This is a genomic window from Rhodoferax lithotrophicus, assembly GCF_019973615.1.
GTDB lineage: Bacteria > Pseudomonadota > Gammaproteobacteria > Burkholderiales > Burkholderiaceae_C > Rhodoferax > Rhodoferax lithotrophicus.
Map to the genome: position 1 here is coordinate 3605814 of NZ_AP024238.1, position 12275 is coordinate 3618088.

At 54.0% G+C, this 12275-nt stretch carries 13 protein-coding genes and 1 tRNA gene; 4 read left to right on the forward strand and 10 right to left on the reverse strand.

The window, feature by feature from the left end; translation table 11 throughout:
* Window positions 1-36 precede the first annotated feature (36 nt).
* A complete protein-coding gene (locus LDN84_RS16615) occupies window positions 37-927 on the reverse strand; it encodes a LysR family transcriptional regulator (protein ID WP_223904543.1) in 891 nt (296 codons plus the stop codon).
* A 103-nt stretch (window positions 928-1030) separates the two neighbouring features.
* On the opposite strand from LDN84_RS16615, the gene LDN84_RS16620 reads away from it, so the two are divergent.
* From LDN84_RS16620 to LDN84_RS16630, 3 genes are all read left to right on the forward strand, one after another.
* On the forward strand, window positions 1031-2029 hold the full coding sequence (locus LDN84_RS16620) for an NAD-dependent epimerase/dehydratase family protein (protein WP_223913069.1): 999 nt from the start codon (window positions 1031-1033) through the stop codon (window positions 2027-2029).
* Window positions 2030-2147: 118 nt separating this feature from the next.
* Window positions 2148-2480, forward strand: a complete 333-nt coding sequence (locus tag LDN84_RS16625; protein WP_223904544.1) for a hypothetical protein — start codon at window positions 2148-2150, stop codon at window positions 2478-2480.
* 107 nt (window positions 2481-2587) lie between these two features.
* Window positions 2588-3295, forward strand: a complete 708-nt coding sequence (locus LDN84_RS16630; protein WP_223904545.1) for a VOC family protein — start codon at window positions 2588-2590, stop codon at window positions 3293-3295.
* On the opposite strand, the gene LDN84_RS16635 is transcribed toward LDN84_RS16630, so the two are convergent.
* From LDN84_RS16635 to LDN84_RS16655, 5 genes are all read right to left on the reverse strand, one after another.
* Complete coding sequence (locus tag LDN84_RS16635) at window positions 3275-3754, reverse strand: NUDIX domain-containing protein (RefSeq protein ID WP_223904546.1); 480 nt, start codon at window positions 3752-3754, stop codon at window positions 3275-3277. The genes LDN84_RS16630 and LDN84_RS16635 overlap by 21 nt on opposite strands.
* Before the next feature lie 53 nt (window positions 3755-3807).
* Window positions 3808-4686: an ATP-binding protein gene (locus tag LDN84_RS16640; RefSeq protein WP_223904547.1), complete on the reverse strand. Its 879-nt coding sequence runs from the start codon at window positions 4684-4686 to the stop codon at window positions 3808-3810.
* Window positions 4683-5912 carry a bifunctional glutamate N-acetyltransferase/amino-acid acetyltransferase ArgJ gene (gene argJ, locus LDN84_RS16645; protein WP_223904548.1) on the reverse strand — a complete coding sequence of 410 codons (1230 nt, stop codon included), beginning with the start codon at window positions 5910-5912 and terminating at the stop codon, window positions 4683-4685. Before argJ ends, LDN84_RS16640 begins: the two co-directional genes overlap by 4 nt.
* A gap of 81 nt (window positions 5913-5993) precedes the next feature.
* Window positions 5994-8738: a preprotein translocase subunit SecA gene (gene secA / locus LDN84_RS16650; protein WP_223904549.1), complete on the reverse strand. Its 2745-nt coding sequence runs from the start codon at window positions 8736-8738 to the stop codon at window positions 5994-5996.
* A gap of 169 nt (window positions 8739-8907) precedes the next feature.
* Window positions 8908-9894, reverse strand: coding sequence for a M23 family metallopeptidase (locus tag LDN84_RS16655; RefSeq protein WP_223904550.1), 987 nt, complete (start codon window positions 9892-9894; stop codon window positions 8908-8910).
* Between the two features lie 19 nt (window positions 9895-9913).
* On the opposite strand from LDN84_RS16655, the gene LDN84_RS16660 reads away from it, so the two are divergent.
* Window positions 9914-10219 (forward strand): hypothetical protein, encoded by a 306-nt coding sequence (locus LDN84_RS16660; protein WP_223904551.1) that lies wholly within the window; start codon window positions 9914-9916, stop codon window positions 10217-10219.
* A gap of 4 nt (window positions 10220-10223) precedes the next feature.
* Here LDN84_RS16660 and LDN84_RS16665 read toward each other — a convergent pair.
* The 4 genes from LDN84_RS16665 to LDN84_RS16680 all read right to left on the reverse strand — a co-directional run bounded on the left by LDN84_RS16665 (window position 10224) and on the right by LDN84_RS16680 (window position 12273).
* A tRNA-Thr gene (locus LDN84_RS16665) sits at window positions 10224-10299 on the reverse strand.
* A 53-nt stretch (window positions 10300-10352) separates the two neighbouring features.
* Window positions 10353-10847, reverse strand: a complete 495-nt coding sequence (locus tag LDN84_RS16670; RefSeq protein WP_223904552.1) for a ClpXP protease specificity-enhancing factor — start codon at window positions 10845-10847, stop codon at window positions 10353-10355.
* A gap of 18 nt (window positions 10848-10865) precedes the next feature.
* Complete coding sequence (locus LDN84_RS16675; RefSeq protein WP_223904553.1) at window positions 10866-11477, reverse strand: glutathione S-transferase N-terminal domain-containing protein; 612 nt, start codon at window positions 11475-11477, stop codon at window positions 10866-10868.
* A 106-nt stretch (window positions 11478-11583) separates the two neighbouring features.
* Window positions 11584-12273, reverse strand: coding sequence for a cytochrome c1 (locus LDN84_RS16680; protein ID WP_223904554.1), 690 nt, complete (start codon window positions 12271-12273; stop codon window positions 11584-11586).
* Window positions 12274-12275 lie beyond the last annotated feature (2 nt).

Genomic DNA, 12275 nt, shown 5'->3' on the forward strand with positions numbered 1-12275 from the left:
CCTCCTGCGGGTGTTTGCACGCGCCATACGGTTTTGTCAGTTCGCCACGTGGCTCTGCAGACCTTGCAACAGTGCTGCAAAAGTCACCTTGCAGCGCGGTGTGTTGCGCAAGTCTTCATGCATGGTGAGCCAGGTCTCCAAGCCCATGGCAAAGTCTGTGGGCAACAGGTGCACCAGCTGCGGATCACGCGCCGCGATGGCCACCTGGCACACGCCAATTCCGCCGCCAGCACGGATCATGGCGAGCTGCGCCATGTCGCTATCGGTCCGCACGCTGAATGCCTCACGCTGCCAGCTCGGAAAGGCTTTTCGGGCGGTACGTACGAACGGAGTTTCTTCGTCAAAACCAATCAGCGCGTGCTGCGCCAGATCGGCCAGCGACATGGGTGTGCCACGCCTGAGCAGGTAACCCTGATGGGCGCATAGACCCAGTTGCACCGTTCCGACCCGGCGGGCAATCAGCAGTTCCTGCTGGGGTTGGGTCATACGGATGGCGATATCGGCTTCGCGTTTGAGCAAGTCCTGTACACGGTTGGTCAGCACCAGTTCCAGCTTGAGCCCAGGGTGTTCACTTTGCAGCTTGGCCAGGATGGGCGGCAACACCTCCATGCCGATCACTTCACTGGCCGTGATGCGCACCGTGCCCTGGATGCCCGGCCCCTGACTTTCTGCCGCGCGCTTCAGCGCTGCAGCGGAACTGCTCATGGTCTGTGCGAAACCTTGTAAACCCAGTGCCGCCTCGGTAGGCAGCAAACCGTGTTGTGAGCGGGTAAAAAGTGTCAGCCCAAGTGCTTTTTCCAGCGCCGCGATATGTCGCCCGACCGTTGGCTGGGTCATCCCCATGGCACGGGCAGCCCCCGATAAAGAGCCTTCGTGCAACACGCTCAAGTAAGACCGGTAGAGCTCCCAGCCGATGTTGTTGTCCATGCATAAATGTATAGAGGCTATGGCATGTTAGTCAATTGCCTATCAACCAGACCTCTTTGAAACTACACCCATCACACACTTTTTGAGGAGTATCGAGATGGAAATGGAACGCCAAACGGCCTTGGTATTAGGGGCAACTGGTGGTATTGGCGGCGAGGTAGCGCGCCAGCTGCGGGATGCGGGTTGGCAGGTTCGTGCACTGCGGCGAGGGGGATCATTGCCAATGGAGCGCAAAGACGGCATGGACTGGGTCCGTGGTGATGCCATGAATCGCGAGGACGTGCTGGCAGCTGCCCGTGGCTGCTCTGTCATTGTGCACGCAGTGAATCCGCCGGGTTACCGGCGCTGGGCCGAACTGGTGCTGCCCATGGTTGACAACACCATCGCCGCTGCCCGGGCACAGCGGGCGACCATCGTGTTGCCCGGAACGGTTTACAACTATGGCCCCGATGCCTTCCCGCTTGTACGTGAAGATGCTCCACAGAATCCGCTCACCCGCAAAGGTATGGTTCGAGTCGAGTTGGAGCAGCGTCTGCGTGTAGCCAGCGGTGATGGTTGCCGGGTGATTGTGGTGCGGGCCGGTGATTTTTGGGGTCCCAGACCGGGCAACAGCTGGTTTTCCCAAGGGCTGGTCAAACCCGGCCAGGCCGTGAAGGTGGTGAATCTGCCCGGCAGCCGTGGTGTTGGCCATCTATGGTCTTACCTGCCAGACGTGGCTTGCACCATGGTTGAGTTACTGCAGCGGCGGGAATCGCTGGAGCCGTTTGCGGTGTTTCACATGGCGGGTCATTGGGATGCCGATGGCACACAATTGGCACAAGCCATCAGCCGGGTGGTGATACGTTATGGGGGTGCCCAGCCTGCGCTGCGCGCCTTCCCTTGGTGGCTGACGGCCTTGGCAGCACCTTTTATGGTGACCTTGCGCGAACTGCGCGAGATGCGTTATCTGTGGCAGGTGCCTTTGGCCATGGACAATGGGAAACTCCTGGCGGTACTGGGGCATGAGCCACATACGCCACTGGATCAGGCGATGACTGCCACCTTGGAAGGAATGGGTTGCCTGAGCACAGCCCCACCTGCGCTGGCAAGTCCGGCGGATTGACCCTCTATCATGGCCATGGCGAACGGCGACATGAGGGCTTCACATGGGTATCGTCATACCAATGTCCAGGGCCCATACACTTCAGAGGTCTATCCAACGAGTCGATGAAACATCACAAATGGCTTACGCTAGTTCACTCACTCAAATTTCACTGGGCGACAAAGTTCGCTTTACCCAAGAACGGCTTTCCGTATTGACACCTCTGGACAGAAAGCGGCTGGAGGGCAGGATTGGTGTTGTCCAGGGTTTCTGGAATTTCTCAAGAAAGCTGACAGTCTATTTCCCAGAGGACGGCGGCAGACGGGAGTTGCGCATCCCGAGTGTTGATCCGCGGCAGCTTGAGCAAGTTGCAGAAGGTCTGATCGTGTCGAAAAAGGAACCCGACATCACGAAGCCGACAAGTAGCGACGAACGACTCTCTCAGGACGACACGGACAACCTGTTTGGTTAGTGAACCTCCCTACCTGGCGGGGGTGCTGGCGCAGCATGGCAGGGTTTGAGTGCAGAAGACACTGCCAATGTGCGCCAAGAGCCGCCAACCAGTGGTATGGTCAAGCCATGAAAACACACATCGATCATCTGGTTATCGTCGCGAAAACGCTTGAACAGGGAGTGCAGTGGTGCGAAGCCACGTTGGGCATCACCCCTGGCCCGGGCGGTGAGCATGCGCAATATGGCACCCACAACCGCCTGTTCAAAATTGCCACACCCGCCTACCCGTTGGCGTATTTTGAAATCATTGCCATCAACCCGGGGGCCAAAAAAACCGGCAGCGCCACCGCCCAGCGGTGGTTTGACATGGACAACTCCGCATTACAGGCTGCCGTGGCGATTGAGCCACGACTGGTGCATTTCGTCGCCAACACCACGGAAATTCAGGCGGCACGGATTGCCCTCAAAACCCTGGGCATTGAGCGCGGCCCGGCCATGGCAGCCAGCCGCCATTCACGCCGTGGCCTGCTGCAATGGCAGATCACGGTACGCGAAGACGGGCAACGCCTGTTTGATGGTGCGCTGCCCAGCCTGATTCAATGGGGAAAGCCCGATGATGCCGAGCCGCTGCGCCTACACCCCAGAAACAGTTTGCCGCGCTCGGGGGTCTCGTTACAAAGTATCGCCATTTCGCACCCCAGCGCCCCCAAACTGCAAGCGGCGTATGAGGCGATAGGGCTCACCGGTATTGCCATCAACACGGGCCCGGCCAACCTCACCGCCACGCTGCAAACGCCCAAGGGCTTGGTAACGCTACAAAGCCACGGGGTTTAACGCCTGCTGCTCCTGGGCCAGCCACTCCAGCACGGGCACCGTGCCGGGCAGTACCGGTGTCACCGTCACGGGCAGACGCTGCCAGGCAAACGACTGGGCTTCACGCATCTGCAACTCGCCCGACCAGGCCAGCACCTTGCAAAAATGCAGGCGCACCAGGGCGTGGGGGTAGTCCACCATTTCCTGCCGCCAGGGCTCGATCTGATGCAGGTGCAGGCCAAGTTCTTCAAACAGCTCGCGGCTCAGGGCTTGTTGCACCGATTCGCCCGCTTCAAATTTGCCTCCAGGAAATTCCCAGTAACCGGCATACACCTTGCCTGCCGGGCGTGAGGTCAGCAAAAAATCGCCCTCCGGGCGGATCAGCACCCCAACGGCCACGTCCACCACCTTGCGCTCAGTGCCGCCCTCGCGCGGCAGTTCAGCATCTGCAATCAGGTGTGGTTTGGGGATGTTATCCATGTCGTTTGTGATGTTTGCAGGTGTGACTGCGGCAAGACCTATCATGGCGCTGGTCACGCCTCAACGGCGTGTTGCCCAGCGTAGTCACGGGCAAACTGGTAAGCCACCCGACCACTGCGTGAGCCACGCTCCAGGGCCCACACCAGGGCTTGTGCTCGGGCAGCCTCGATGGCGGCGGCAGGCACGCCAAAAGAGGCCAACCACTGGGCGGCGATGGTCAGGTATTCATCTTGCGAGAAGGGGTAGAAGCTCACCCACAGTCCAAAACGTTCGCTCAGGGAGATTTTTTCTTCAATCACCTCGCCTGGATGGACCTCACCGTCTGGCGTATGGGTATAGCTCAGGTTGTCTTTCATGTACTCGGGCAACAGGTGGCGGCGGTTGCTGGTGGCATAAATCAGCACATTGGCCGTGGTGGCGGCCACCGAACCGTCCAGAATCGATTTGAGCGCTTTGTAGCCGGGCTCACCTTCGTCAAAACTGAGGTCATCACAAAACACGATGAATTTGTAGGCTTGCTCAGACACCAGGTCCACAATGTCGGGCAAATCGGTCAGGTCAGCTTTGTCAACCTCAATCAGGCGCAGGCCTTGCGAGGCAAATTCATTCAGACAGGCACGAATTAGAGACGACTTGCCAGTGCCCCGTGCACCCGTGAGTAACACGTTGTTGGCGGGCTGTCCACTGACAAACTGGCGGGTGTTGCGGTTGATTTTTTCTTTTTGTGGCTCGATTTCTTTCAAATCCGTGAGTGACATGGCCCCCACGTGGCGCACCGGCTCCAGGGTGGCACGGCCTGAACTGCGCTTGCGGTAACGGAATGCGCTGGAGGCGGTCCAGTCCGGCTGACTGGGTGGTTGCGGCAACACGGCTTCAATCCGGGTGATGAGGTGCTCTGCCCGTTGCAACAGGTGCTCAAAACTGGCGTTCATGAGCGGTAATCGGCGTTGATAGTCACGTAGTCGTGGCTCAGGTCACAAGTCCACACCGTATCGGATGCCGTGCCACGGCCCAGTACCACCCGCACGGCGATCTCGGCTTGTTTCATGACACGCTGCCCGTCTTCTTCCCGGTAGTTGGGGTTGCGTCCGCCCTTGAGCGCCACATGCACGTCGTCCAGGTACAAGTCGATGCCAGTTTGATCCAGATCGGCAATCCCGGCATACCCCACGGCGGCCAGGATGCGGCCCAGGTTGGGATCGCTGGCAAAAAACGCAGTTTTGACCAGAGGTGAGTGTGCAATGGCGTAGGCCACCTGGCGGCATTCGGCCTGGGTTTGACCACCTTCCACCTGAATGGCGATGAACTTGGTGGCCCCCTCCCCGTCTCGCACAATCGCCTGAGCCAGCTGTTTGGCCACTCCCAGCATGGCTTGTTTCAGCGCCTGGCCAGCGGCACTGTCCAGCGAGGTGATGGGTGCATGGGAGGCCTGGTTGCTGGCGATGACCACGAAGGAGTCGTTGGTGGAGGTGTCGCCGTCCACCGTGACACGGTTGAAGGAACCCTCAGCCAACTCCAGTGCCAGTTGCTTCATCACGTCTTGGCTCACACTGGCATCGGTAGCAATAAAACCGAGCATGGTCGCCATGTTGGGGCGAATCATGCCGGCCCCCTTGCCGATGCCGGTGATGCTGACGGTTACGCCGCCAATCTGCACCTGCACACCAAAGGCTTTGGCCACGGTGTCGGTGGTCATGATGGCCTCGCTGGCACGCAGCCAGTTGTCTGTCTTGGCATCGGCCAAGGCTGCGGGCAAGCCGGCTTCAATGCGCTCAATCGGCAGGGTTTCCATGATCACGCCGGTGGAAAACGGCAATACCTGGGCAGCTTCAATGTTGAGCTGTGCGGCCAGGGCTTGGCAGGTGCGGATGGCGCGGGCGCGGCCGTCTTCGCCCGTTCCGGCATTGGCATTGCCGGTGTTGATGAGCATGGCACGGATGCCCTGCCCGGTGGCAAGGTGCTCGCGGCAAATTTGCACCGGTGCGGCGCAAAAGCGGTTTTGTGTGAACACACCCGACACCGAGGCCCCCTCATCGATCAACACCACCGTCAGGTCTTTGCGGTTGGCTTTGCGAATACCCGCTTCGGTGACACCGATGCGCACACCGGGAATGGGAAACAACTCGGCAGGATTAGGGACAGACAGGTTGACGGACATGTGAGGCTTTCAGGAGTCAGGGAAGACGATTTTGATCGAAAAAAATCGGGCACGCGGCCCGATTTTGCGGTGTGATGGAAATCAGGACAGTTTGCCGTGGCAATGTTTGTATTTTTTGCCACTGCCACAGGGGCAGGGTTCATTGCGACCAACACGCGGTACTTCAGCCTTGACAGTGGCCTCATCCACCACGGTTTGTACTTCACCGGTTTCGGTGGGGGCGCTGTAGGTCACGTTACTGACACGTTCGGCACGATTTTCCATCTCTGCCGCTGCAGCTGCAGCAGCTTCGTTGGATTGGATACGCACCGTCATCAACACTTTGGTGACTTCGTTTTTAACCGAATCGAGCATTTGACCAAAGAGTTCAAAGGCTTCGCGTTTGTATTCCTGCTTGGGTTGCTTTTGGGCATAACCACGCAAATGGATACCTTGGCGCAAGTAGTCCAATGAGCTCAGGTGATCACGCCAATTGGTATCAATGGTTTGCAGCAGCACCATGCGCTCAAACTGGGTGAAGTTTTCAGCCCCCACCAATGCCACCTTGTCATCAAACACCTTGTTGGCGTGAGCACGCACGGTCTCAAGAATATCGTGATCGGTAATGGCTGACGCAGCATTCACCTGGTGCTGCAAGGGCAAGGTGAGTTGCCATTCGTCGGCCAGACTTCTTTCAAGAGCAGGCAAATTCCATTGTTCTTCCACCGATTCAACGGGCACATACTGGCGCACGATGTCCTCAAAGCAGCCTTCGCGCAGTGACTGTATCTGTGCGCCCAATTCGGTCGCATCCAGAATCTCGTTGCGCTGCTGGTAAATCACCTTGCGTTGGTCATTCGCCACGTCATCGTATTCAAGCAGTTGCTTGCGCATGTCAAAGTTGCGGGCTTCCACCTTGCGCTGAGCACTTTCAATGGAGCGGGTCACAATGCCCGCCTCAATGGCCTCACCCTCAGGCATTTTCAGGCGATCCATGATGGCTTTGACACGGTCACCGGCAAAGATACGCATCAAGGAGTCATCCAGACTCAGGTAAAACCGTGATGAACCTGGGTCACCTTGGCGGCCGGAGCGGCCACGCAACTGGTTGTCAATACGACGCGATTCATGCCGCTCAGTGGCAATAATGCGCAAGCCCCCCAAAGCGGTGACCAACTCATGGTCTTTGGCCCATTGGGCGCGCAAGGCATCAATCTGCTGTTGCTTCTGTGACGCATCCAAGGATGCGTCAGCCTCAATGGTTTCAATGGTTTTGCTGATGTTGCCACCCAACACAATGTCTGTACCCCGGCCCGCCATGTTCGTAGCAATCGTGATCATTTTGGGGCGACCAGCCTGGGCCACAATGTCTGCCTCTCGGGCGTGCTGTTTGGCGTTGAGCACCTGATGTGGCAACTTTTCCTTATCCAGCAAGTCTGCAATGATTTCCGAGTTTTCAATGGAGGTAGTACCAACCAACACGGGCTGACCACGCTCATAACATTCCCGAATGTCGGCGATAGCCGCCACGTATTTTTCACGTGTGGTTTTGTAAACCCGATCCAATTGGTCATCACGACGGCTTGGACGATTGGGCGGCATGACCACCGTTTCCAAACCATATATTTCCTGGAACTCGTAGGCTTCGGTATCGGCCGTACCTGTCATCCCTGCCAACTTGCCATACAACCTGAAGTAATTCTGGAAGGTGATCGAAGCCATGGTCTGATTTTCAGGCTGGATGGCTACGCCTTCCTTGGCTTCTACGGCTTGGTGCAGGCCCTCGCTCCAGCGCCGCCCCGTCATCAAACGACCGGTGAATTCGTCCACGATCACCACTTCACCAGCCTGCACCACATAGTGCTGATCCCGGTGGTACAGGTGCTGTGCACGCAAAGCAGCATACAGATGGTGCATCAGCGTGATGTTGGCTGGGTCATAAAGGCTGGCACCTTCAGGAATAAGCCCCATTGAAAACAAAATGCGTTCGGCGTTTTCATGACCACGCTCGGTCAAAAACACTTGATGGCTTTTTTCATCAATAGTGAAATCACCTTCTTTGGTAATACCTTCACCCGTATGTGGGTCAGCTTCACCTTCTTGCTTTTCGAGTTGGGGAACGATCAACTTGATCGACTGGTACAGGTCAGTTTGATCTTCAGCCTGACCGCTGATGATGAGTGGTGTGCGGGCCTCGTCAATCAAAATGGAGTCCACTTCGTCAACAATGGCGTAATTCAACCCTCGTTGCACACGGTCTGCAGCTTCATAGACCATGTTGTCACGCAGGTAATCAAAACCGTATTCGTTGTTGGTTCCGTAAGTGATGTCAGCACGGTAAGCGGCCTGTTTTTCTTCGCGAGGCATATTGGGCAGGTTAATACCCACTGACAAGCCCAAAAAGTTGTACAGCTTGCCCATCCACTGCGCATCACGATTAGCGAGGTAGTCATTCACAGTGACCACATGAACACCTTTACCGGACAGCGCATTCAGGTACACCGGCAGAGTAGCCGTCAGCGTTTTACCTTCGCCAGTACCCATTTCAGAAATCTTGCCATTGTGCAGTGACATGCCGCCAAGCATTTGCACATCAAAGTGCCGTAACTTCATGACACGTTTGGAACCCTCACGAACCACCGCAAAAGCTTCAGGCAACAATACATCCAGCGATTCGCCTTTGGCAAAGCGATCTTTAAACTCGCCGGTCTTGGCACACAAGGCTTCATCGGTAAGCATTTCAAAACCTGCCTCCAGCGCGTTGATTTTTGCGACGGTTTGGCGGTATTTTTTGAGCAGGCGGTCATTGCGACTACCGAAAATTTTAGTGAGGAAATTGGTGGCCATGAATACAGGGCGCGCAGCCTACCCAGCAAGGGCAAATTGCAACGCAATCCTTATTTTTACGATCTAACTGAAATGGGGATCACATGAAGAAACACAAGCGCTGACACATTACTGTGAGCACTCGGTTTTAGTGGATTTTACTGTTCCCAAATGACAAACTTTGAATCGATCAATGTACCGTTGAAAAGCCAGGCTTCACACCTTCAGTGGGCTTGGATATTTCGGCATGGGCAAATTGCATGCTCTGCTGGTGTTGACCTGCAGCCAAGAATTTTTGAGGATCCTGAAAGATTCCATTTACTAGCACCTCGAAATGCAGGTGTGACCCAGTAGATCTGCCCGAATTACCTACCTCTGCAATTTTTTGTCCGCGTTTAATGAGATCCCCTTTCTTCGCCAGTATTCTGGAAGTATGAGCGTAACGTGTCACTAAACCATTTCCATGGTCAATTTCAATCATGTTGCCATATTCGGGATGAAACTCTTGCACAACAACCACCCCCCCCGCTGCCGCCAAAATTGGCGTGGAAACCGGAGCGGGAAAATCCAGCCCAGTATGTAAAGCAGAGCGACCAGTAATTGGGTCGATCCGCCATCCAAAAGCAGAGCCCAACTCCGACATGACGACGGGTTTTTGGGTAGGAATCGTCAGGCTCTTCATTTTGCGATCAAACAAACGGGACTCCAGAACCGTCAGAAGATCGGTACGCTGATGCGTCAGCCGCTCCAAATCATCCAATGTCGCCTGAACTTCGTTCAACGTGAGTTCATGACCTCTAACCTCTACACCACCTTGACCAGACATACCTTTGATCTCAACAGGATTGAGCCCAGCCAAACTGGATACACGCTCACCAAGCGACTCAAGCTGGGTGAGTTTTGCTTGCATTTCACCCATACGACGCGCCATCACATCAAGGTTTTCACGCAAATAACGGTCACGTTGCTCAAACTCATCTTTGGTCACCAATTTGACCAATGCACCCACAACCGGCCATCCATCACGAGCACCTTTAAGAAAAACCAAGTGATACAAGCCTAGAGCGAGCAACATGACCACCAAGGCTGTGATCAAAAATACGGTTACAAGCTGCATACCTGAGAGGTGTAAAGCACGTGACTTCGCAAGCCAGGCATCCGTGATAATCAATTGCATCTGAAATGCCCTCATGCTCATGAAAAGACACCATCCATCTGTGACTTTATTACAAGCCAGCAAAAACAGTCCGAGTTTAGCCAAACTGATGGATATCAACCGTGAATCTAACGCGCGATTACGCGCTATCAACGCGTTAATACCAGCAACTCTACGTCACCAAGTACAGGCGGGGCCTATTGAAGAAGGTATTTGGTGTCTGCTGCTGTCTAATAATATAACTGCAGCAAAACTACGCCAGCTGCTGCCAGCATTTGAATCCCACTTACGAACACATTCACTCGAAGTAAGATCTATTCGATTGAAAATACGTCGTCAAAACTGAAATTTGGTGCCGATTGTCGGATTCGAACTGACGACCTACCGCTTACAAGGCGGTTGCTCTACCAACTGAGCTAAATCGGCTAAACCATGATTTTATCCAATTTTTCGGGATAAAACCGCAACGAACCTGCAAGTTATTTGATTCTGGTTAAAGACGGGCGGACCACAGGTTTTGTTGACAAGCCTGTATCAGACAACATCGTAGTAGTACCTTCACTGGAAGAACTTTGCACAGGAGCAAGTCGAGCCGAACTGGGTTTACTCGTCATACCTTCCACAGGGTCATCCAAGGCGTGTTGAGCCTGCTCAACACGCGGGAATGCCATGCCTTGACCATTTTCCCGAGAAAAAATAGCAGCCACATTGTTGATAGGCACAAAAATATCCCGCACCACACCACCAAACCGGGCTTTAAATTCCATGAAATCATTGCCCAGCTTCAAGCCAGTGGTGGCATCAAAACCGATGTTGAGCACAATTTCACTATCTTTCACAAACTCACGGGGAACCTGTACGGAGTCATCAACAACGACTGTTACATAAGGTGTCAGCCCGTTGTCGACACACCATTCATGCAACGCCCGAATGAGGTAAGGTCGGGTCGATGTAGTTTGTAAATCTTGCTTCATTAAAAACAACTCCTGCACTTACTTACGCATGACCTTTTCTGAGGGTGTCAACGCTTCAATGTAGGCGGGCCTGGAAAAAATCCGTTCGGCATACTTCAGCAATGGAGCTGCATTTTTACTTAGCTCGATACCGTAATAATCCAAACGCCACAGTAGTGGCGCAATCGCCACATCAAGCATCGAGAAACCGTCACCCAGCATGAATTTATTTTTCAAAAACACGGGTGCCAATTGAGTCAAACGGTCACGAATATGTGCACGGGCTTTTTCAAGTGCTTTTTCGTTGGCCTTGCCTGTACGGGATTCCAACGTAGAGACGTGAGTAAATAACTCTTTTTCAAAGTTAAGCAAAAACAGTCGCACACGAGCTCGATCCACCGGATCACCAGGCATCAATTGAGGATGTGGAAAACGTTCATCAATGTATTCATTGATGATGTTCGATTCATACAAAATCAAATCACGTTCCACCAAAATGGGAACTTGACCATAAGGATTCATGACATTGATGTCCTCTGGCTTGTTGTACAAGTCGACATCACGGATCTCAAAATCCATGCCCTTTTCAAACAGAACAAAACGGCAACGATGAGAATAGGGACAAGTTGTACCCGAGTAAAGCACCATCATGGTGAAGGCTCCTAAAAAAAGTAAAAGAGCGGGAGGTTATGCACCAGCCCACTCTATCCAATCTGCGAATGCATTTACATGCAAGACGCAGCTTAAACCAGCATTGTTATTTAACGTCTTTCCAGTACGCTTTATTGAGTTTCCAGGTCAAGAAGATCAAACCAGCCAAGAAGATCAACACCCAAGTACCCATAGTTTTCCGAGTGGTCTGCGCTGGCTCAGCCATCCACTGCAAATAGTTCACCAAGTCACCAATGGTTTGGTCATACTGTGCGGGAGTCATGCTGCTTTGCATTTCCCACAGCACATGCGGCATAGCCACATTAGGGAACACATGGTTATTCCATCCAGTGGGCTTGGTCTCATCCGCATAGAACCCGCGCATGTAGGAGTACAAATAATCCGCACCTGTGCCTCCTGCACCAGCGCGAGAACGTGCAATCACGGTCAGGTCGGGGGGATTTACACCAAACCAAGCCTTGGCTTGTTGGGGATCAATAGCCGCCTTCATGGTGTCACCAATTTTGGTATTGGTGACAAGCAGATTGTTCTTGATTTGCTCAGCCGTCAATCCAATATCCTGGAGACGGTTATAGCGATTAAATGCTGCTGAATGGCAACTCAGACAGTAATTAACAAACACCTTTGCTCCATTTTGCAATGCTGCTTTGTCTGTAATCCTGTCCGGTGCCTTATCCCATGCTGGACCGCCAACGTTAGCGTGTACAACAGAACCCAAACCTAAGGCAAGAGTCAAGCTGAGAATAATTTTTTGAGTGAAACCCATGATTTTCATTC

Excerpts from the sequence above, each read along its gene's own strand:
- LDN84_RS16615 (WP_223904543.1), bottom strand. The coding sequence starts at position 927 with ATGGACAACAACATCGGCTGGGAGCTCTACCGGTCTTACTTGAGCGTG.
- LDN84_RS16620 (WP_223913069.1), top strand. The coding sequence starts at position 1,031 with ATGGAACGCCAAACGGCCTTGGTATTAGGGGCAACTGGTGGTATTGGC.
- LDN84_RS16625 (WP_223904544.1), top strand. The coding sequence starts at position 2,148 with ATGGCTTACGCTAGTTCACTCACTCAAATTTCACTGGGCGACAAAGTT.
- LDN84_RS16630 (WP_223904545.1), top strand. The coding sequence starts at position 2,588 with ATGAAAACACACATCGATCATCTGGTTATCGTCGCGAAAACGCTTGAA.
- LDN84_RS16635 (WP_223904546.1), bottom strand. The coding sequence starts at position 3,754 with ATGGATAACATCCCCAAACCACACCTGATTGCAGATGCTGAACTGCCG.
- LDN84_RS16640 (WP_223904547.1), bottom strand. The coding sequence starts at position 4,686 with ATGAACGCCAGTTTTGAGCACCTGTTGCAACGGGCAGAGCACCTCATC.
- argJ (WP_223904548.1), bottom strand. The coding sequence starts at position 5,912 with ATGTCCGTCAACCTGTCTGTCCCTAATCCTGCCGAGTTGTTTCCCATT.
- secA (WP_223904549.1), bottom strand. The coding sequence starts at position 8,738 with ATGGCCACCAATTTCCTCACTAAAATTTTCGGTAGTCGCAATGACCGC.
- LDN84_RS16655 (WP_223904550.1), bottom strand. The coding sequence starts at position 9,894 with ATGCAATTGATTATCACGGATGCCTGGCTTGCGAAGTCACGTGCTTTA.
- LDN84_RS16660 (WP_223904551.1), top strand. The coding sequence starts at position 9,914 with ATGAAAAGACACCATCCATCTGTGACTTTATTACAAGCCAGCAAAAAC.
- LDN84_RS16670 (WP_223904552.1), bottom strand. The coding sequence starts at position 10,847 with ATGAAGCAAGATTTACAAACTACATCGACCCGACCTTACCTCATTCGG.
- LDN84_RS16675 (WP_223904553.1), bottom strand. The coding sequence starts at position 11,477 with ATGATGGTGCTTTACTCGGGTACAACTTGTCCCTATTCTCATCGTTGC.
- LDN84_RS16680 (WP_223904554.1), bottom strand. The coding sequence starts at position 12,273 with ATGAAAATCATGGGTTTCACTCAAAAAATTATTCTCAGCTTGACTCTT.